A 19,116-nucleotide genomic window follows, 5' to 3' on the forward strand; every position below is an offset into this window, starting at 1 on the left:
AATTATGCAATCTAATGTTTCATTTTTACGTCGATTAGGCTCAATTACTTACGATCTATTGCTTGTATTCTCATTTGTATTTTTTATTGCTGGAATAGTCATTCTTATCAACCAAAAAGAGCCTATAACTAATAGTCTTTTCTTTTATCTTTTAACGCTTCCAGTAATCTTCTCATACTTCTCCATATCATGGGTTAAAGGTAAACAGACTTTGGGCATGAGAGCATGGAAGTTTGAAATTACCCAGCAAGATGGTGAAAATATCACTTATAAGCAATCTCTTATAAGGTTAATATTAGCGATAACTTCATTAGCAGGAATTGGCTTTATATTTCAGTTTTTTAATAAATATAAGCTTCCATTGCATGATTACTATTCGAAAACTTACCTTAGTGAAATTCATAAATAAATGAGTAATAGATCTGCCACAGGACTAATTGGGTTTATTAATAGAAATAAACTTACTCTAGTTCTTATTATTATTTTATTTTCTCTAATAAAGCAGAATATTTTTACTAATAATTTTCCATATATTGTTTTAAATAAACAAAAAATAATCAATGATATTCAGAAAACTAACAATAATTTAATAGATCAAAATACTCTGATTGAAGGTCAAATAAACAGCTTTACTGAAGAAGACTCAAGATTGGTTGAGTCTAAAGCTAGATTTAAATATGGCCTAATTAAGGAAGGGGAATATTTTTTTAAAATTAATAAGATTATCGTAACTGATAATTTAGAAGAAACTATTGATTCTTCTTTATAATTAGTGGCATTATCTCAATCTTATAATGAAGCATTTTGCTGACATGAATAATGATAATTATTACTTGGTAATGCCAGCTAGTGGCATGGGGAAGAGGATGAAATCTGAAACCCCAAAACAATACCTCAAGCTTAGTAATGGCCTAACTATAATAGATCAATGCCTTAAAACACTACTAAAGATTGACATAATTTCAGGCTTTGTCATTGCTCTTTCTGAAAAAGACACTTTATTTAAATCTTCAATCTATTTTAATCACTCAAAAATGTTAGCAAGTACCAAAGGAGGGAAAGAAAGATTTCATTCTGTTCTAAATGCATTAAATTCACTAGCAAAGATTGCAAAACCTAATGACTGGATTTTAGTGCATGATTCAGTTCGCCCTTGTGTTAAAAAAATAGACATTGAAATGTTGATTAATGAGGTATCAAATCATCAAACTGGTGGTATTTTAGCTACCGGTGTTGTTGATACAATTAAACAAGTTGCCATTGATGGAAAAGTGTCTACAATTGATCGAAGCAAACTTTTTAAGGCTCAAACTCCTCAAATGTTCAGGTATGGAGTCTTAAAAGTTGCATTGGAAAATGCAGTAAAACTTAATCATAATATTACAGATGAGTCTGAAGCAATTGAAAACCTAGGTTATTCAATTAAAATTGTTGTTGGCTCTTCCAGTAATATTAAAATTACTCAAATAGATGACCTTGAGCAAGCGAACCACTACCTTCAGTAAATTATGACTATAAAAACAGGCATAGGACAAGACTCTCATGCATTCGAAAAAAAACCTGGAAAGCCTTTAATACTATCAGGCATCAAATTCAATCACTCTTTTGGCTTAAAAGGCAATAGTGATGCAGATGTTGTCTTTCATTCAATCACTAATGCTATATCAAGCATTACTGGTATCAATATTTTAGGGACAGTAGCGGACAAACTTGTGCAACAAGGAGAAAAGGACAGTAGTAAATACCTTCAACGTGCACTTGATGATTTGCATGAATGGAAAATAAATCATATAGCAATATCAGTAGAATGCTTAAACCCAAAAATATCACCAAAAATTGATCTTATGAAACAAAAAATTTCTACTATCTGCAAAATAAAAATTGCTGATGTAGGTATAACTGCAACTTCAGGTGAAGGATTGACCGCCTTTGGAAGAGGCGAAGGAATTCAAGCAATAACCATCATAACCGTTAGCAAATCATGACTCTCATTGATAACCCCACACGCTCAAAAATTAAAAAAATACACTTCATAGGAATAGGTGGCTCTGGAATGAGTGGTATTGCAGAAGTTCTTGCTAACTTAGGTTACGAAATATCTGGATCAGACATTCAGTCCAATCAAGCAACAAAAAAACTTGAAGAAATAGGCTGTAATATTAGCTATACGCAAAAAGCTGAAAATGTTAAAGGCAAACAGGCAGTAGTTGTGTCTTCTGCAATCAATAAAAATAACCCTGAACTCCAAGAGGCTAGGCAGCAAAAACTATTAATTGTTCCAAGAGCTGAAATGTTGGGAGAGCTTATGCGCTTTCGCTTTGGAATAGCAATTTCAGGAACTCATGGCAAAACAACTACAACCAGCCTAATTGTTCACATAATGACTGAAGCAAAGCTTGACCCAACTTACATTATTGGGGGCATTATAAATGCAACTGGTATGAACGCCAAACTAGGAAAAAGTGATTATTTAATTGCCGAAGCAGATGAAAGCGATGCATCGTTTCTTCACCTTCAGCCCATGTTGAGTGTTATTACTAACATTGATGAAGACCACATGAGTACTTATAATCATAGCTATGACAACCTAACTGATGCCTTTATAAGCTTTACATCAAATCTTCCTTTCTATGGAGTTTGTGTTGCTTGTATTGATGATGACGGAGTTAAGGACATCCTTAAAAAAATTCATAGGTCAGTTTTGAGTTATGGCTTCAGTGATGATGCAGATGTCCAGGCATCAAACGTTAAACAGAATGAAATGAAAATGTCATTTGATGTTAACTGTAAAAAATATCAAAAAAAATTTCCTGTCTTACTTAATTTAATAGGAAGGCATAATATCTTAAATTCTCTTGCTGCAATTAGTGTTGCAATTGAACTAGAAATAGAGCTTGAGGTAATACAGAAAGCATTGTCTCATTTTAGTGGTGTATCAAGAAGGCTTGATTACCACCAGCATTTAACTGTAAACACTTATCTTATTCCACTCTTTGATGATTATGGTCATCATCCCAATGAAATCAATGCGGTTGTAAGTACTTTAAGAAATACCTATCCAGATAAAAGGCTTGTAGTTATTTTTCAGCCTCATAGATATTCACGAACTAGAGACCTATTCAATGATTTTGTGAGCTGCCTATCTAAAGTAGATGTATTAGTTTTACTTAATATATATTCAGCCAATGAGCCCCCAATTAATACAATTAGCTCATCAACCCTTGCCGACTCGATAAGAAGAAGAAGTTCAATCGATCCAATCATAGTTAAAGATATTGATGAAATAATTGAAATAATTCCAAATATAGTTACTGAAAATGATGTAATTCTTACTCTTGGAGCTGGTGATGTCAATAAAATCCCACACCAGCTTAAAGATCATTTTCATGAATAAAAGATAATGCTCAAGTTTAATGAACCAATGTCAAAACACTGTTCTTTAAGATCAGGAGGAATATCTAGTGAATTTCTTAAGCCTGAAGATGTAAATGAGCTCTCTAATTTTTTAAAAATTAATACAAAGCCTGTTCTAATGGTTGGGCTTGGAAGTAACCTATTGATCCGTGATAGAGGATTTAATGGCGTAACAATTAATACAAAAAATCTCAAAGATATTTCTATTTCAAATGGATTAATCGAGTCAGGAGCAGGAACCTCTCTCGCGAAATTATCAAGATTTTCTCAAGCAAATTTAAAATTTGGAGCTGAATTCCTTAGTGCTATTCCTGGAAGTGTAGGCGGCGCATTAGCGATGAATGCAGGTGCATTTGGCTCTGAGATATGGCAATATGTCCATTCAGTCAAAACCATTAATTTATCTGGAGAGATTCAAGAAAGATTCCCCAAAGACTATAAAATTTCTTATCGATCTACTCTTCATAAATTTAGTGACGAAGTTTTTATTAGTGCTATTTTTGACTTTAATTTAAAACAGCCCAATGACAATGTTCGGGACCTGCTTCATAAAAGAAACTCGACACAACCAATCGGTTTAGCAAGCTGTGGGAGTGTTTTTAAGAATCCCAAAGATCATTATGCAGCTAAATTAATTGAATCAACTGGCCTCAAAGGCTTTTGTATTGGAGGAGCTTGCGTTTCAGAAATGCACGCAAACTATATTATTAATCAGAATAACGCAAGCGCTTCAGATATTGAAAATTTAATTACTCATATTCAAAGTGTAATAAAGAATAAACATAATATAGAACTTGAAACTGAAATAATAATCATATGATTGCTGTATTAATGGGAGGCTACTCAGCTGAGAGAGAAATATCACTACTCAGTGGCAATGCTGTTTATGAAGCCCTACTTAAAAGTAATGTGGATTGTTTCTCATTTGATCTCACCCATGAAAATCTTGAAAGTCTTTGGGAAAAAGAATTTGATAAAGCGTTTATTGTTTTACATGGCAGGGGCGGTGAAGATGGCTTTATTCAATCCCAACTTATAAAAAAAGGTATCCCGTTTACAGGATCTAATGCTATTGCATCAAATCTATGCATGAATAAAGCTACTACTAAAGACTTATGGAGTAATCATAACCTTCCCCTATCTCCATCAATCATCGCTATAAAAGGGCAGAATTTAGATTCAATAAATTTTCCTCTTCCATGGGCCGTAAAGCCAACTTTGGAAGGCTCTAGTATTGGTATTACAAAGGTTAAAAATCAGAATGAACTTGATGACGCACTTAAAGCAGCATGGCATTATAATGATGAGGCATTAATAGAACAATGGGTTGAAGGTGACGAATATACTGTTGCAATATTAGATAACAAAACGCTCCCAAGTATAAAAATTATTTCTGACCATGATATTTACGACTATCACTCAAAATACTTTAGTAATAAAACCGAATATCTTTGTCCGTCAGGTTTAACTATAGCGCAAGAAAAAAATATTCAAATGATAGCATTAAAGGCTTTTAATTTAACTGGAGCATCTGGCTGGGGTAGGGTTGACTTTATTCTTGATAAAAATATGAAGCCATATTTATTAGAAATAAATACAGTGCCGGGTATGACATCTCACTCACTTGTTCCAATTGCAGCTAAAGCCTCCAATATAAGTTTTGAAGAATTAGTAATCAAAATCCTTAATGGCTAGAGAAAGAAAAAATTACGTAAAGAAACAAAAAAAACCTTTTAAGTATTTTTTAAACAAAATATTTAAATTAGTCTTCTATATACTTTTTGCGCTTTTAATTGCCTTCTTGATATATCTTGTTGAAAAATCAACCCTACTTAAACCAAATATCTCATGGGAAATAAAGGGAGAATTGCAAGCCCAAGCTTATGAATATGATGAATTAATTAAACCTCTTCTTGTCAATAAATATTTACTTAATCTCTCTCAAATTAAAAATAAACTAGAACAGAGTCCGTGGGTTTCAAATGTAGAAGTTGAAAGAATATTTTGGAATAGGATTCGAATATCATTAGAAAAACATGATATTGCTATGCGATTTGGAACTGAAGGCTATATATCCTCTCGAGGCATATTATTTAAACCAAACTTAACAATTAACTCTGAAAAACCAATTGGAATAGTATCTGAATCAGAGGTTAAACAATTTTATTTTGACTTTACTATGTACCAATCAATCCTTGAGCCAGTTAAAATTTCTCTTTTTGAAAGGACTTCCATTGATGAATTAACGCTAGATAACAATATAAAGGTTATTTTAGGATATCAAAAACAAAATGAACGCCTAGAGTTATTTATCAAATCTTTTGCAAAACTAAAGAAGTATAAAAAAATTAGAACAAGAGGAATTTTTGATATGAGATACCCTAATGGCTTTGCGTTGAGCTATTCGCCATTATGACTTTGTAGCACAATGCTATGCTAATTGAAGTCCAGTAGATTGAGATAAAACTAAAGAGAGAATCTAGATAGCTATTTTCAATTAGGCCTATCAATGAAATTAAAATAAATGGGCCTATAAAATTGATTAAAAAAATGTTTAAGCGAGCCTGCCATGTCACTTCTATTCTCTTATAGGGCACATCGTTTGCTATTGATACCAAATTAAGTGTTAATGGGATAAGTAAAAGATAAAACGGTAGCAAATAAATTGAAGCAAGTGTTACTGCTTGGCCAATACCTAAAAGAATCGCCAAAAGAAAGAAGCGGCCAAACCTTAAGCTAGGCAAAACAAAACCAAATCGATTTATAGAATTATTCCCTAGAATTACAAGTCTATATATATTTATTAATATTGCCATTGAGGCATAAATAAACATTAGGAAATAAGATATGTGAAAACTAATATTTTCTGGGACGTCACTTCCAGGCTTTAGCATAGATAATAAATGCACCAGCTCAGGCAAGAATGGAAGAGCTAAAAGTATTGGGAAAATACTGGCCTCAAGTAACTTCTTCCAATTAGAAAAAGCAAATGCTAAGGTTGCTAAAATAGTTTTTTGTATCGGGATATTTGTCATGATAAGTTTGAGTTAACCACGTTAATAGTAATAGTTAATTTATCGCCTGGTTGTAATATATATTCTTCATTCAAATCATTCCAAGATCTAATTTCTGCAATTTTAACATTATACTTTTGGGCAATCCTTGATAGGTTATCGCCCTCCTTTACCGTGTAAAAAATATCTCTATTAATATCAATTCCAGTATTCGTTATTTTAGCCAACTCTGTCTTGTTTTTGTTATCCCTTAAGATAACTAATTCTTTTCCAATAGACAAAGAGTCCGAGGGACTAATTTGATTCCACCTTACAAGATTATTAATTGTGGTATCAAACTTAATAGAAATTTTCCATAGACTATCTCCAGCAACAGCTGTATAGATAATTTTTTCTGAATTTTTTTGAATATTTAATCTACTTTTTTCCCGTTGATTATCTGACAAAGAGTAGTAGTTCTCTGATTTTTGAGCTAAAGGGACAATTAAATACTTATCAGCCCTTATGGCATCATTATCAAGCTCATTAACGCTCATTATTTGACCAATTGTTGTATTGTAATTTTGTGCAATAAGACTAAGACTATCGCCTTGCTTAATCTTATAGCGAGTCCAACTAATTTTTGGTCTTTGACCTTGTTTAGATAAATTGTCATTAAAACTATAAATAACTTCTTCTGGAAGCAGCATTATGTATGGCAGGGATTCAGGAGTTGCCCAGCGTTTCAATCCAGGATTATAGTTATAAATCTGGTCAATACTTAAGCCAGTCCACTGAGAAATAAGCGCTAAATCAAACTGTGAATCTAGTTCGACTTCATTTAAGAAGGGCTTATTATCGATCTCAAACAGTTTTTGATTATAGCGAGAAGGATTTTTAATTACCTGACTAAGGGCTAGGAGCTTAGGAACATACTTCTCAGTCTCCTGAGGTAGATCTAGGCTCCAAAAATCTGTCTTTTTTCCAAGCTTAATATTTGTATCAATTGCTCTTTGAATTCTTCCAGGGCCTGCATTATAAGCAGCAATAGATAGAAGCCAATCTCCTTTAAACATTTTATTTAGATCATTTAAATAATTAGCAGCGGCTTTAGTTGAGGCAAGCACATCCCTTCTATCTGCATGCCACCAGTCTTCTTCTAGGCCATACATTCTCCCAGTAGAAGGTATAAATTGCCACAACCCTGCTGCCGTTCCATGAGAATATGAAAATGGATAGTAATCAGATTCAACAATAGGTAGCAAAGCAATTTCAATTGGAACGTTCTGCTTTTCTAGTTCAGAGACAACAAGATATAAAAAAGGCTCTGCTCTTTTTGAAATTAAAGATAGATACTCTGGATGATTACTTATCCAATCAATACGACTTTGAACTCTTGAATTAGAAACACTTTCAATACCCTGACGATTGGCAATAACTTGCCATAAATCATCCTCTTGAGAGTATTGAATAGTATTGACTGACTTACCCTTGGGGCTGGCTAAAGTTTGATTTTTATCAATGACCGATTGACAGCCAGAAAGAATCAAAAAGATTAATAAAAGAGCAGATCTCACATCTACTTCTTACTTGAGCATTCGGGTGAATTAGGTGCAATCTGACGTTTTTTCCACTCTTGAGGGCTGTAGGTATGCATTGCCAAAGCATGAATATGCTTTAACTCTTCGGCAAAAAGCTTATTAATGAAACGGTGACGATCAATAAGCTTCATTTCATCAAAGGTTGGACTTACGACTACAATTTTAAAGTGCGACTCAGTAGCTGGTCCTGAATGCTGACTAGACTCATTACTAACTTCGCAATACTCTGGACTCAAAGCTAAATCAAGTTGATTTTTTAAATGATTTTCCATACTAGGCATTGTCATTACTCACATTTGCGTATTCAAAAGAATCAGAAAAGAAGTTCTCTTTAACTAGTTGATGTTCAAGACAGCTTTTAGCTGCTGCATTAACCATTACAGGTGGGCCACAAGCATAAACCTCAAATCCTGTTAAGTCTTCAAAATCTTTAATAACTGAGTCATGAACATAGCCTTTATTTCCATCCCAAGTCTCATTTGCTTCTGATAATACTGGAATAAAAGAGATGTTGGGGTATTTTTCACTCCATTCAGATGGAAGGTTCGAGTACAAATCAACTTCACTTCTTACCCCCCAGTATAAATAAACCTTCCTTTGGGACCTTATATTAATAAGGTGCTCTATTATTGCCTTAACTGGGCCAAAACCAGTTCCTCCAGCAATAAAAATGATTGGGCATTCGCTTTCTTCTCTTAGAAAAAAACTTCCTTTGGGACCTTCAATTCTTAAAATTGATTTAGGGACTAACGAATTAAAAATGAAGTTAGTGAGCTTTCCATTATCAACCAAACGAATATGGAGCTCAATCAGATTTGAGTTAGTTGGCGCGTTGGCGATAGAGTAATATCTTGAGTCAAAATCTGAATGCTCTAAGTCGAGGTATTGCCCTGCTAAATACTGCAAAGATTGAGCACCAGGTATCTTTAATATTAGCTGGATTACGTCATGATTCAAATGATTAATTTGCTCTACTCGGCACGGCATACTTCGAACTTCAATAGCTGCCAGAGAGTCAAGCTCATCAACTGCAATATATAAATCACTCTTTGCTTTACACTGACAAAGCAATGCCATATTTGAATCAATGTCATCAGCGCTTAGAACTGATGGGACCTCACCATCATAATCAATCTCTCCATTAAGGATAACCGCTTTACACTGACCACAAAAACCATTTTGACAGCCATATGGAAAATTAAAGCCGTTTGAAAGCGCTCCATCTAGAACAGATTCTTCATCTCCACACTTGAATGATTTACCACTAACTTGATTTAAAACTGTAAACATAGTTTTTGGAGATAAAAAATATAAAGGTGCCATTATAATGTAGGTCTTATAGTTATGAACTTACTATTATTATGGCAATTGAGCCAATAAATTTTGTAGTTTTTTTGATGGGACCAACAGCCTCTGGAAAGACTGAGTTAGCAATAGAAATTAGTAAGCACATTTACTCAAAATTAATAAGTGTCGACTCTGCCTTGATCTACCGGGGTATGGATATTGGCACAGCAAAGCCTAGCAAGGAAATTCTTGCAGCCCATCCACATGAATTAGTTGATATTTGTGAGCCTGAAGATAGCTTTTCTGTCACTGAATTTATATCACTGGCAAAAGAACATATTAAATCGGCTCTAGCAGAAGGTAAATTACCTATTCTGGTTGGTGGCACTTCTTTCTACTTTAACGCTTTAGAGCATGGTTTATCAAAACTTCCTTCATCAACTGATGAGTCTCGAAAGCATTTTAATGAACTTTTAAAAAGTGAAGGCACTGCAAAACTTCATTCAAAATTAGCAGAAATTGATCCTAAGTCTGCAGCGCGCATCCATTCAAATGACTCGCAAAGAGTAACCAGAGCACTTGAGGTTTTTCATCTCTCTGGAGAAACACTAAGCAGGCTTCAAGGCAAAAAAAATCAGAATAAGCTCGATCTTAGTATTAAAAAAATTGTACTCATGCCTGATAGAGCTATGCTTCATCAAAGAATTGAGCAGCGCTTTATAAAAATGATTAAAGATGGATTTCTTAATGAAGTTGAAAATCTTAGAAAAAATAAAAAACTCAACCTAGATCTAGCCTCTATGAGATCCGTTGGTTATAGGCAAGCATGGAATTATTTTGAAGGAAATTACAGCAAACAAGAAATGATTGAAAAAGCAATCATCGCGACTAGGCAATTATGTAAACGTCAATGCACATGGCTAAGAGACGAAGATAAGGCCCTAACATTAAATCAAATAGAAATTGAAAAAGTACTTAAATTTCTTAAATAAGTTGAAATTTTAATTAAGAAAAAATAATAACAAATATTTATCGAGTCTTGTCGTTTTTATTAAGCTCTTCCATTGTGTGAAGCATTGTTCTTAAACTGTCTATTGAAGTTTCAAATTCATCACTTGTTAAGTCAGATTTAAGATATGTTCGTATACGAACTACTTTAATACAACATAATACTTTTCAATAAACAAGAAACGGTTGTTTTAAGAGTTTAGAAGATATGATAATTGGTGGAGATTGGGGGGGGATTGAACTCTCTACTCAAAATAAACTCTTATTTTCTTCAAGAACGAAGCGCTTAAAAGTCTCTCCACGCTCATTAAAATTGTTAAACATATCAAAGCTTGCACACCCCGGTGAAAGTAATACTGCGCCACCTTCTGCCATTGAAGTTGCCATTGATGCCGCCTTTTTCATTGATTTAACAACTTCCACATGAGGGGCAGTAATTTGCTTTGAAAAATCACTACTGCACTCACCAATTAAAACAACTGCATTAACTTTTTCATTTATTAATTTAAAAAGCTCTGAATAATCCTCTTTTTTTGATATTCCACCAGCAATTAAGGTCAAGTTATTATATTTTTCAAAAAGAGCATTAATAGCAGTTATGGTAGAAATTGCGTTGGTTGATTTTGAATCGTTGTAGTAATCTATATTGTTTATTGTTGAAACAAATTCCAATCTATGCTCCAATCCTTTAAAGTCAATTGCAGCCTGAGTCATTACTTTTAAGGATAATCCAAAACGATAGCCCAACGTTAAGGCCGCCAATAGGTTTTCTATATTATGTCTTCCAACAACCTTCAAGTCATCACTTGTAATTAGACGATTGCCTTTATGAAAAACTTCATAGGTGTTACCATTTTGCTTAGCGATAAAGTCACATCTTAAGTTACTTGATTCAATTCCATAGTAGTTATCTCCATCTACGCCATTAGCCAAATCTACATCTAGATTTACAGTAGAGAATTGGCAATACTTGTATATAGAAAGCTTAGAGGAAATATAATCACTAAAGCTAGAGTACCTATCAAGGTGATCAGGAGTTATATTCGTAATCACGCCAGTTAATAAAGAAAGCTTATTTGTATAATCTAATTGATAACTTGAAAGCTCAACAACATAGAGTTCAGCTTCATCACTTAAACTGTCCATTACAGGCTTGCCAATATTGCCACAAATAACAGCATTTTTCCCATCAGCAATTGCCATCTCACCTAATAATTGAGTTACGGTTGATTTTCCATTTGAGCCCGTAATACCAATAATTGGTGCCTTTGCATAACGTCCAAATAACTCAATATCACTAATAATAGGAACACTTTGTTGCCGAGACCAGTCAACAATTGACTCAGCTTCTGCGATTCCAGGACTAATTATTATTTCTGTAACGCCTTCTAAAAGTGACTTACTCCATTCACCAAAGTGGCTATCTGAAAGAACACTCTCCTTCTCTGCTATGTCAAGCATAGGTGGCTCTTGACGAGAATCTGCAATGCGAAATGAGATATCTTTTTTAAAGAAAAAACGGGCTACAGAAAGTCCTGTAATACCTAACCCTAAAATAAGTTTCATTAAAACCTTGTGTTTTCGACCAAAATTGACTATATTTTACACTTTTACTTCACTATTTTATTATGCCTACAAATGTTCAAACAACTTCAAGCGCGATTGTAATAAATCGTACGTTAAGAAACACGTATCAGCTTTTGTCTGCTACGCTTCTTTTTAGCGGTTTAATGGCTTACTTATCAATGTACCTTAGACTGCCTTACTTCGGACTTTTAATAACGCTTGGTGGCTATTTTGGTCTCTTATTTTTGGTAGCAAAGCTTAGAAATTCGGCTTTTGGAATCCTAGCGGTATTTGCATTAACTGGCTTCATGGGTTTAACCCTTGGGCCAATTGTTGGAGCCTACACAACTGCTTTCTCAAATGGGGCAGAGCTTGTTGGAATGGCAATGACAGGAACTGCGGTTATCTTTTTATCGCTTTCTTTCTATGCCATTACATCTCAAAAAGACTTTAGCTTTATGTCCGGCTTCCTGACTGCTGGAATAGTAGTTGCATTTCTAGCGGGTATAGCGGCCTACTTTTTCCAAATGCCTGCTTTATCTCTTGCAGTTTCATCTGCATTCATTTTACTAATGAGTGGTCTTATTTTGTATGAAACAAGTAATATAATTCATGGCGGAGAAACCAATTACATCATGGCAACGGTTACTCTATACATTTCTATTTATAATCTATTCTTAAGCCTTCTTCACCTATTAGGTGTGTTTTCTGGCGATGATTAGTGATAGATAGCGATGGATATCGCGCAAATGTTGGCATTGTAATTACTAATGAAAAAAGGCAAATACTTCTAGCAAAGCGCTTTAAACAAGATGCATGGCAACTTCCTCAGGGTGGAATTGATACCGATGAAACTGAGCTAGATGCTCTCTATAGAGAGCTTGAAGAAGAGGTTGGTCTTAATCCAGACCATGTAACTCTTTTAGCTAAAACTCCTAAATGGCTTCGTTATGATCTGCCTGTAGAGCACATAAGGCGTCGCCAAAAACCAATCTGCATTGGTCAGAAACAGGTTTGGTTCCTATTAAAGCTTAAGTCTGGTGATGACAATATCACTCTTGATTCACACCATGATATTGAGTTTGATGACTGGAAGTGGGTTGACTACTGGAAACCAGTTGATGAAGTGATTGACTTTAAAAGAGCGGTCTATGAAGATATGTTAAAAGCACTTGCGCCAATCCTTTTTGAAAATGAACACAGCATTCCAATAAAACTTTCTCGGCCTCTGCAGTTTACTGCCATCAAGCTTTATTAAGGTTTTTCTTTATAATCTCGACCGGTGTCATTATGTGGGCCTCTATAAGCTTTTGAGCAGGTATGGAATCTCTTTCGAGCACCAATACCATTAGCGCAACATGCTCGTTCTGATTTGCTTGCAGTCTGTCATAGTTAGTAACATTTTCTTGAAGCCAAAGATTTCGGTATCGGGTAGATTTTTCATAAAGTGATTGCCTTATCTGAAAAAGTCTTGGGGAATTACAACCAGAAACTAATGCTTCATGAAATGAAAAATGTCGATTTTGCCATTCATCCATATCAATATTTTCAGATTTACTATATTTAGCTAATAAATGAGAAGCTGCAATTATTTTTGACTCCCAAAAATCGCCACCTTTTTTTATAGCCATATCAAGACATAAGCCCTCTATTTTTGATCTTGCCTGATAAATGTCAGTTAAATCATCAATAGATATATTACTAACATAAAAGCCTTTTTGGTTTTCAGACACAACTAAATCCTTGGCAATTAGTTGTGATAGTGCTTCTCTTATTGGACTTGTTCCAACTTTATAGCGATCTTTTAAAGTTTTAATTTGTAATTTTTCCCCAGGTGGGAATACGCCCTGAATAATATCACTAGTTAATGCATCAAGAATTTTAGAAGCTGTATTTTGCTTAGAAGTATCCATTCACTATTTTTTATGTAATTTAAAGTTAGATAATTTACAATTTAACCACAGTATAGCTTGAATTATTTAAAAATGTAGTTATAATTTAATAATGTCGACATTATTGAAAAATACTTAATATATTACTATGAACTCAAAAAATACTTTAAATGTTGGTTTTGAATTGAGCCAACACAAAAATAACTCAAGAGTTCAGGTCCTTAAGCTGTCAAAAAATACTGTAGAAAATTTTTCTAAGAAAATAGTTGATCATAATGTTCAATCAATTGAATATAAACCGTTTTTAAGGTTTTATCTTGCTGATTGTCTAAACAAGCTAACTGATGATACTTTAGGTAAATTTCTATTAAAAACTCTTAAGAATCGATCAACAGGAGCAATATTACTGGAATGTGAGCTATTAAATAACTCAACGATTAATGGAATAGAGTTTATAGATTTCAATGTTCTACTTTCTACGGCAATTTCTCATCTTATCGGCATTCCAAATCTTGATTCAATGTCTGGCAAGTTTTATGCCAGATTTAGTGTTAAAAATGAAGATAATAGTGACAGCTATCTCCGTCAAGCTCATCGCAGAATGGAACTCCACAATGATGGGACTTATGTTGAAGAGACTACTGACTGGGTAATCATGCAAAAAATACTTGAAGTTGATGTCGAAGGTGGTGATTCACTTCTACTTCATGTTGATGACTGGAAGGATTTGGACAAATTTTATCATCATCCATTAGCAAAAGAAAATCTTCAATGGGGGTCGCCCTCTAGTAAAAATATTACTTATAAAACGTCTCATCCAATTTTTTTAGAGGAGATGCGTGATGGAAAGCCAATTATGTCTTTTATTGATCAATTCGTTGAACCTTTGAATATTGAGCAAGGGCTTTATTTGTATGAAATGGGAGAGTCACTTGAAAAAGAGACGAATACTTCAAATATAAAATTACCCGAAGGCAGTATGCTTATTATTAATAATTATTGCTGGCTTCATGGAAGAGACAAGTTTATAGCCAAAAAGAACCTTCATAGAGAACTTCTTCGTCAAAGAGGTGTTTTTGCTGAAAATACTGGCGATAATGATAAATAATTTATTCCATATACACTTGTAAAAATGAAGACAGATCTAATGTTCGACTATGTAGTTTTAGGAGGAGGTATTGTTGGCGTATCGACGGCACTTTCGCTTATTACAAAACATCCTGATAAACGCATCTTGCTTGTTGAAAAAGAGGAATCTTTCGCTCAACACCAAACGGGTCACAATAGTGGCGTCATTCATGCTGGTGTTTACTATGAACCTGGCAGCTTAAAGGCAAAATTTTGCAGAGAAGGATTAACAGAAACAATCAAATTCTGCTTGCTTCATAAAATCCCATATCAGCAATGTGGTAAGCTATTAGTAGCAACTAATGACACAGAATTGAAGCGGATGAAAGAGCTTTATGAGCGGTGCAAATCGAATGATATTGAAGTTGAAATTTTAAACGAAAAAACATTAAATGAAATTGAACCAAACATCTCTGGTATTGGTGCGCTTTTAGTCAAGTCAACTGGAATCGTTAACTATAAATTAATTACAAAGAAAATGTTAGAGCAATTTGAGTCATTAGGTGGCATGTTTCTTCTTAACACTAAAATAATTAATCTTAAAGAAGACGAAGATAAAATTCAAATAATAACTTCGAATGAAACATTCAGCTCAAGATATCTTGTTTGCTGCGCTGGGCTAATGGCTGATCGAATAGCAAAACTACTTAAAATTAAAATTAACTTTCAAATTGTTCCATTTAGAGGAGAATACTTCAAGCTTCCTGAAAAACATAACAATCTCGTTAAGCATTTGATCTACCCAATACCTGATCCAACTCTCCCCTTCCTAGGAGTTCACTTAACCAAAATGATTGATGGAAGCATAACAGTTGGGCCAAATGCGGTTCTTGGATTTAAGCGTGAGGGTTATAGTCAGTTTAATTTCAGCCTAAAGGACACCCTTCAGTTATTATCATTCAAAGGGTTTCATAAAGTACTTATGAGAAACTTTAAATCGGGCTTATATGAAATGAAAAATTCAATCTTTAAGAGAGGTTATTTAAAGGAGGTGCAAAAATATAGCCCCTCAGTAAAACTTAACGATCTCCAGCCATACCCTGCAGGAATTAGAGCACAAGCAGTTTTGGATGATGGCACACTTGTGCATGACTTTTTATTTGCTGAGAGCAGGCGATCAATCCATGTATGTAATGCACCATCTCCTGCAGCAACTTCAGCTATACCAATTGGAAAATATATTACGGATAAAGCGACTGAGGCTTATAACAAACTAACTTAATTTAAAAAACTGCCTTATAGTCTCAGCAAACTGCGCTGATTGAACGCTTTCAGGCTTCGCTTTAAGCTTAATTAAAGCAGGGTCTACAAATTCTTTTGGGATTGTTATATCTCTTCGAGCAGCTAGAAGGTCCTTTGTGAAATCAACCAAAAATTCGGGATGCGCTTGCATTGTAAGAACTTTATCTTTGATATAAAAACCAGCATTTTCACAAAAATCAGATTTTGCATAAACAGTAGCGCCGACTGGTGCTTGAAGGACTTGGTCTTGATGACAAATATTTAAGGTCACCTCTTCCAACAAGTTGCTCATGTAACCTGTTTTATTGTTAATTTGGTAAGTATGAAGCCCCAAACCCCATCCTTTTATTGACTTTTCAACATGACCTCCAAGCGCCTGGGCAATTAGCTGGTGCCCAAAACATACTCCAAAGATTGGAAGGCTGTCCTTATAGATATTTTTAATCAGATCACTGACTACTGGTATCCAAGAGTGCTCCTCATAAACGCCGTGCGGAGAGCCGGTAACAATCCATCCATCACACTCAAGGTGATCTTTTGGAAATACTGAATCAAGAATATTAAATGTTTTAAACTCAAACACCTTCTCTTCAGAATTAATAAGCGCAATAAGCATTTCTGCATAAGTACCATATTCGTCAACCAAGTCTTCTGAAGCCCTTCCAACTAATAATATTCCAATTTTCATCATATTCTTAAAAAATTAAATTTTTAATTTTTTCATTTTTTGTTTTGCCCTAATAACTAGATAATCATGCGCAATAGTCGCTGCAATAATTGCCGTAATTTCAGCATGATCATAAACTGGAGCCACTTCAACAACATCTGCGCCAATAAAATTTAAGCCATCTAAGCCCCTAATAATTCCTAAGGCCTGGGCAGAAGTTAAACCTCCTGAGACTGGTGTTCCAGTTCCAGGTGCATAGGCTGGGTCAAGACCATCAATATCAAACGTAAGGTATGCAGGGCGATCTTTAACGACTTCAATTATTTTTTTAATTACTTTATTTACGCCATTCTCATGAACCCACGGCGCATCAAGAATAGTCACCCCCTTGGTATTGCTATTATGAGTTCTTATTCCAACTTGTATGGAGTGCTCGGTATCAATTAAATTCTCTTTGATGGCTCTTGAAAACATCGTGCCATGGTCAAGCCTTCCATCTTCATCGGGCCAAGAATCTGTATGCGCATCAAAATGAACAAGCGCAATTGGTCCATGCTTTGCAGCGTGTGCCCTTAAAAGTGGATAGGTTACAAAATGATCACCCCCAAAAGTGAGCATCTCTGCCCCAGAGTCTAATATAGTTTTAGCATGGGCTTCGATTTGAGCAACCACATTTCCATGAAAACCATAATCCAATTCGCAGTCTCCATAATCCGTTACCGCTAATGTTTTGAAGGGGTCTATTCCATCTGGAAATGCTAATAATTCTGCAAGCTGAACTGAGGCTTCTCTTATTGCTTTAGGGCCAAATCTTGCACCAGGTCGAAAGCTCGTTGCAGCGTCAAATGGAATCCCGCTCACAGCAATATCAACGCCCTTTAGATTCTTTGTATACTTGCGCCTTAAAAAACTAAGAGCGCCGCCATAGGTCATTTCATTGTCTCTGCCATAGAGAGTCTTTTTAGTGAAAGCTTGATCAGTCTTTATTTCTTCAAAGTCATCAGTACTCATTAATTTTTCCTATATGTTGAAAAACTAGCTTCATATTATAATCGGTCCATTAGCGAATAATATAGCATGCCGAGTTTCATACTTGGATTTCTAAGAAACCTTCCACCAGGAAAACTTTGCCTTGGAATCTTTGCCATAATATCAAAAGTCTCCCCATTTCCAGTAATTTTCTCAGAAACTAATTTTCCAGAGTAGCTAGCAAGAGCAACACCTTGGCCAGAATAGCCTTGAGCAGATATAACTTTTTCATTATGAAGAGTTGTAAAGAATGGTAGGCGATTCATTGTTATCGCAAGCTTTCCTCCCCAAGCGTAATCGATTTTTACGTCCTTTAAAAATGGATAAATCTTTTCTAAAGGCTTAGTAACTATGGGAATAATATTATTTGAAAGCTCTTGAGAATAATTCTCGCCACCGCCAAAAAGTAAGCGCTTATCAGCACTCATTCTAAAATAGTTGATTACAAATCTTGAGTCAGCAAAGGCAATGTCTTTTGGGTTTATCTTTTGAACCGTTTCATCGTCAAGCGGCTTAGTTGCAACAATATAGTTATTCATTGGCAGTATTTTTGATGTTAAGCTTTTTTCAAAATTACCAAGGTAACCATTACAAGCCAGAACAACTCGATCTGCTTTGATTGAGCCATCTTTAATGATTACCTTAACATGGTCATCATTAACTTTATAACTTAATGCAGGAGTATTTTCAAAGATCTTTGCACCTGCAGAGATAGCAGCTTTTGCAATCCCAAGAGCATAATTAAGTGGATGACAGTGAGCCTCGCCTTCATCATAACTACCCCCATAATATGTATTTGAGCCAGTCACATCTCTCATTTCATTATCATCCAAATACTCAATGTCATGATAATCATAGTTTTCATTCATATGATCTACATATTGTTTTGACTCTTCGCAATATTTTTGCTTATGATTGGGGTGGGCAATACCTTTTTTATAATCACACTGAATTTGATATTGATCAATTAGATGTTTAGCGTGATATTTTGATTTCTCGCCAATCTCCCATAAAACTTTAGCATAATCAACTCCTAACGTTTTTTCTAGATAGAACTGGTCTCTTCGCATGCCACCAGACACTTGGCCTCCATTAGCACCAGAGGCTCCTGATGCCAGCTTGTTGGATTCAAGCAGGAGAACATTTACTCCTTCTTTTACCAAATAAAGAGCGGTCGATAGACCCGTGTAGCCTCCACCAATTATGCAAACATCAGCATGCACGTCGCCAGTAAGCTTAGGTTGATCAATCTCAATATTTCGAGATGCTAGGTAATAAGATTGCACGCA

The 19,116-nt window shown here is 34.8% G+C and carries 22 protein-coding genes; 13 read left to right on the forward strand and 9 right to left on the reverse strand.

Annotation, left to right across the window (positions count from 1 at the left end):
* Positions 1-4 precede the first annotated feature (4 nt).
* The 8 genes from ABXT51_RS06425 to ABXT51_RS06460 are packed head-to-tail and all read left to right on the forward strand — an operon-like array spanning position 5 to position 5,830.
* Positions 5-409, forward strand: coding sequence for an RDD family protein (locus tag ABXT51_RS06425; RefSeq protein ID WP_416694634.1), 405 nt, complete (start codon positions 5-7; stop codon positions 407-409).
* Entirely contained in the window at positions 410-769 is a 360-nt protein-coding gene (locus ABXT51_RS06430) for an FtsB family cell division protein (RefSeq protein WP_416694637.1), read from the forward strand. It abuts the gene before it with no gap.
* A 25-nt stretch (positions 770-794) separates the two neighbouring features.
* Complete coding sequence (gene ispD, locus ABXT51_RS06435) at positions 795-1,505, forward strand: 2-C-methyl-D-erythritol 4-phosphate cytidylyltransferase (protein ID WP_416694639.1); 711 nt, start codon at positions 795-797, stop codon at positions 1,503-1,505.
* Positions 1,506-1,508: 3 nt separating this feature from the next.
* The gene (ispF, locus tag ABXT51_RS06440) at positions 1,509-1,985 is read left to right on the forward strand and encodes a 2-C-methyl-D-erythritol 2,4-cyclodiphosphate synthase (RefSeq protein ID WP_416694641.1); all 477 of its coding nucleotides are present in this window, start codon (positions 1,509-1,511) and stop codon (positions 1,983-1,985) included.
* Positions 1,982-3,394: a UDP-N-acetylmuramate--L-alanine ligase gene (gene murC / locus ABXT51_RS06445; protein WP_416694643.1), complete on the forward strand. Its 1,413-nt coding sequence runs from the start codon at positions 1,982-1,984 to the stop codon at positions 3,392-3,394. Before ispF ends, murC begins: the two co-directional genes overlap by 4 nt.
* 27 nt (positions 3,395-3,421) lie before the next feature.
* Positions 3,422-4,234, forward strand: coding sequence for a UDP-N-acetylmuramate dehydrogenase (murB, locus tag ABXT51_RS06450; protein ID WP_416686389.1), 813 nt, complete (start codon positions 3,422-3,424; stop codon positions 4,232-4,234).
* The gene (locus tag ABXT51_RS06455) at positions 4,231-5,109 is read left to right on the forward strand and encodes a D-alanine--D-alanine ligase (protein WP_416694646.1); all 879 of its coding nucleotides are present in this window, start codon (positions 4,231-4,233) and stop codon (positions 5,107-5,109) included. The genes murB and ABXT51_RS06455 overlap by 4 nt, the downstream gene beginning before the upstream one ends.
* Positions 5,102-5,830: a cell division protein FtsQ/DivIB gene (locus tag ABXT51_RS06460; protein WP_416694648.1), complete on the forward strand. Its 729-nt coding sequence runs from the start codon at positions 5,102-5,104 to the stop codon at positions 5,828-5,830. The genes ABXT51_RS06455 and ABXT51_RS06460 overlap by 8 nt, the downstream gene beginning before the upstream one ends.
* Here ABXT51_RS06460 and ABXT51_RS06465 read toward each other — a convergent pair.
* The 4 genes from ABXT51_RS06465 to ABXT51_RS06480 are packed head-to-tail and all read right to left on the reverse strand — an operon-like array spanning position 5,796 to position 9,331.
* Positions 5,796-6,449 carry a hypothetical protein gene (locus tag ABXT51_RS06465; protein WP_416694650.1) on the reverse strand — a complete coding sequence of 218 codons (654 nt, stop codon included), beginning with the start codon at positions 6,447-6,449 and terminating at the stop codon, positions 5,796-5,798. The genes ABXT51_RS06460 and ABXT51_RS06465 overlap by 35 nt on opposite strands.
* On the reverse strand, positions 6,446-7,984 hold the full coding sequence (locus tag ABXT51_RS06470) for a LysM peptidoglycan-binding domain-containing protein (protein ID WP_416694653.1): 1,539 nt from the start codon (positions 7,982-7,984) through the stop codon (positions 6,446-6,448). Before ABXT51_RS06470 ends, ABXT51_RS06465 begins: the two co-directional genes overlap by 4 nt.
* Before the next feature lie 2 nt (positions 7,985-7,986).
* Complete coding sequence (locus ABXT51_RS06475; protein ID WP_416688455.1) at positions 7,987-8,289, reverse strand: BolA family protein; 303 nt, start codon at positions 8,287-8,289, stop codon at positions 7,987-7,989.
* The gene (locus ABXT51_RS06480; RefSeq protein WP_416694655.1) at positions 8,282-9,331 is read right to left on the reverse strand and encodes an FAD-binding oxidoreductase; all 1,050 of its coding nucleotides are present in this window, start codon (positions 9,329-9,331) and stop codon (positions 8,282-8,284) included. The genes ABXT51_RS06475 and ABXT51_RS06480 overlap by 8 nt, the downstream gene beginning before the upstream one ends.
* Before the next feature lie 38 nt (positions 9,332-9,369).
* Here ABXT51_RS06480 and miaA point away from each other — a divergent pair, with 38 nt between their 5' ends.
* Positions 9,370-10,287, forward strand: coding sequence for a tRNA (adenosine(37)-N6)-dimethylallyltransferase MiaA (miaA, locus tag ABXT51_RS06485; protein WP_416694657.1), 918 nt, complete (start codon positions 9,370-9,372; stop codon positions 10,285-10,287).
* Positions 10,288-10,552: 265 nt separating this feature from the next.
* Here miaA and murD read toward each other — a convergent pair whose 3' ends face one another.
* A complete protein-coding gene (gene murD / locus ABXT51_RS06490; RefSeq protein WP_416694659.1) occupies positions 10,553-11,869 on the reverse strand; it encodes a UDP-N-acetylmuramoyl-L-alanine--D-glutamate ligase in 1,317 nt (438 codons plus the stop codon).
* Positions 11,870-11,931: 62 nt separating this feature from the next.
* Between murD and ABXT51_RS06495 the strand changes: the two genes are divergently transcribed.
* Together ABXT51_RS06495 and ABXT51_RS06500 are read left to right on the forward strand one after the other, a co-directional pair.
* Positions 11,932-12,591, forward strand: coding sequence for a Bax inhibitor-1/YccA family protein (locus ABXT51_RS06495; RefSeq protein ID WP_416677448.1), 660 nt, complete (start codon positions 11,932-11,934; stop codon positions 12,589-12,591).
* Complete coding sequence (locus tag ABXT51_RS06500; protein ID WP_416694662.1) at positions 12,591-13,127, forward strand: RNA pyrophosphohydrolase; 537 nt, start codon at positions 12,591-12,593, stop codon at positions 13,125-13,127. Before ABXT51_RS06495 ends, ABXT51_RS06500 begins: the two co-directional genes overlap by 1 nt.
* Here ABXT51_RS06500 and csiR read toward each other — a convergent pair.
* Positions 13,114-13,782 (reverse strand): DNA-binding transcriptional regulator CsiR, encoded by a 669-nt coding sequence (gene csiR / locus ABXT51_RS06505; protein ID WP_416694664.1) that lies wholly within the window; start codon positions 13,780-13,782, stop codon positions 13,114-13,116. The genes ABXT51_RS06500 and csiR overlap by 14 nt on opposite strands.
* Positions 13,783-13,909: 127 nt before the next feature.
* Here csiR and glaH point away from each other — a divergent pair, with 127 nt between their 5' ends.
* Both glaH and lhgO read left to right on the forward strand, forming a co-directional pair.
* A complete protein-coding gene (gene glaH / locus ABXT51_RS06510; RefSeq protein WP_416694667.1) occupies positions 13,910-14,869 on the forward strand; it encodes a glutarate dioxygenase GlaH in 960 nt (319 codons plus the stop codon).
* Positions 14,870-14,893: 24 nt separating this feature from the next.
* The gene (gene lhgO / locus ABXT51_RS06515) at positions 14,894-16,111 is read left to right on the forward strand and encodes an L-2-hydroxyglutarate oxidase (protein WP_416694669.1); all 1,218 of its coding nucleotides are present in this window, start codon (positions 14,894-14,896) and stop codon (positions 16,109-16,111) included.
* Here lhgO and ABXT51_RS06520 read toward each other — a convergent pair.
* The 3 genes from ABXT51_RS06520 to ABXT51_RS06530 are packed head-to-tail and all read right to left on the reverse strand — an operon-like array spanning position 16,103 to position 19,113.
* Positions 16,103-16,819: a glutamine amidotransferase-related protein gene (locus ABXT51_RS06520; protein WP_416694671.1), complete on the reverse strand. Its 717-nt coding sequence runs from the start codon at positions 16,817-16,819 to the stop codon at positions 16,103-16,105. The two genes, lhgO and ABXT51_RS06520, sit on opposite strands and share 9 nt — an antisense overlap.
* A 15-nt stretch (positions 16,820-16,834) precedes the next feature.
* The gene (gene speB / locus ABXT51_RS06525; protein WP_416677456.1) at positions 16,835-17,809 is read right to left on the reverse strand and encodes an agmatinase; all 975 of its coding nucleotides are present in this window, start codon (positions 17,807-17,809) and stop codon (positions 16,835-16,837) included.
* 35 nt (positions 17,810-17,844) lie between these two features.
* On the reverse strand, positions 17,845-19,113 hold the full coding sequence (locus ABXT51_RS06530; protein WP_416694674.1) for an NAD(P)/FAD-dependent oxidoreductase: 1,269 nt from the start codon (positions 19,111-19,113) through the stop codon (positions 17,845-17,847).
* Between the last annotated feature and the right edge of the window lie 3 nt (positions 19,114-19,116).

The organism is Candidatus Pseudothioglobus sp. Uisw_050_01 (assembly GCF_048085775.1).
GTDB lineage: Bacteria > Pseudomonadota > Gammaproteobacteria > PS1 > Pseudothioglobaceae > Pseudothioglobus.

Excerpts from the sequence above, each read along its gene's own strand:
- ABXT51_RS06475 (WP_416688455.1), bottom strand. The coding sequence starts at position 8,289 with ATGCCTAGTATGGAAAATCATTTAAAAAATCAACTTGATTTAGCTTTG.
- lhgO (WP_416694669.1), top strand. The coding sequence starts at position 14,894 with ATGAAGACAGATCTAATGTTCGACTATGTAGTTTTAGGAGGAGGTATT.
- speB (WP_416677456.1), bottom strand. The coding sequence starts at position 17,809 with ATGAGTACTGATGACTTTGAAGAAATAAAGACTGATCAAGCTTTCACT.
- ispD (WP_416694639.1), top strand. The coding sequence starts at position 795 with ATGAAGCATTTTGCTGACATGAATAATGATAATTATTACTTGGTAATG.
- ABXT51_RS06520 (WP_416694671.1), bottom strand. The coding sequence starts at position 16,819 with ATGAAAATTGGAATATTATTAGTTGGAAGGGCTTCAGAAGACTTGGTT.
- ABXT51_RS06430 (WP_416694637.1), top strand. The coding sequence starts at position 410 with ATGAGTAATAGATCTGCCACAGGACTAATTGGGTTTATTAATAGAAAT.
- ABXT51_RS06465 (WP_416694650.1), bottom strand. The coding sequence starts at position 6,449 with ATGACAAATATCCCGATACAAAAAACTATTTTAGCAACCTTAGCATTT.
- csiR (WP_416694664.1), bottom strand. The coding sequence starts at position 13,782 with ATGGATACTTCTAAGCAAAATACAGCTTCTAAAATTCTTGATGCATTA.
- ispF (WP_416694641.1), top strand. The coding sequence starts at position 1,509 with ATGACTATAAAAACAGGCATAGGACAAGACTCTCATGCATTCGAAAAA.
- murD (WP_416694659.1), bottom strand. The coding sequence starts at position 11,869 with ATGAAACTTATTTTAGGGTTAGGTATTACAGGACTTTCTGTAGCCCGT.
- murB (WP_416686389.1), top strand. The coding sequence starts at position 3,422 with ATGTCAAAACACTGTTCTTTAAGATCAGGAGGAATATCTAGTGAATTT.
- ABXT51_RS06480 (WP_416694655.1), bottom strand. The coding sequence starts at position 9,331 with ATGGCACCTTTATATTTTTTATCTCCAAAAACTATGTTTACAGTTTTA.
- ABXT51_RS06460 (WP_416694648.1), top strand. The coding sequence starts at position 5,102 with ATGGCTAGAGAAAGAAAAAATTACGTAAAGAAACAAAAAAAACCTTTT.
- ABXT51_RS06425 (WP_416694634.1), top strand. The coding sequence starts at position 5 with ATGCAATCTAATGTTTCATTTTTACGTCGATTAGGCTCAATTACTTAC.
- murC (WP_416694643.1), top strand. The coding sequence starts at position 1,982 with ATGACTCTCATTGATAACCCCACACGCTCAAAAATTAAAAAAATACAC.
- miaA (WP_416694657.1), top strand. The coding sequence starts at position 9,370 with ATGGCAATTGAGCCAATAAATTTTGTAGTTTTTTTGATGGGACCAACA.
- ABXT51_RS06495 (WP_416677448.1), top strand. The coding sequence starts at position 11,932 with ATGCCTACAAATGTTCAAACAACTTCAAGCGCGATTGTAATAAATCGT.
- ABXT51_RS06455 (WP_416694646.1), top strand. The coding sequence starts at position 4,231 with ATGATTGCTGTATTAATGGGAGGCTACTCAGCTGAGAGAGAAATATCA.
- glaH (WP_416694667.1), top strand. The coding sequence starts at position 13,910 with ATGAACTCAAAAAATACTTTAAATGTTGGTTTTGAATTGAGCCAACAC.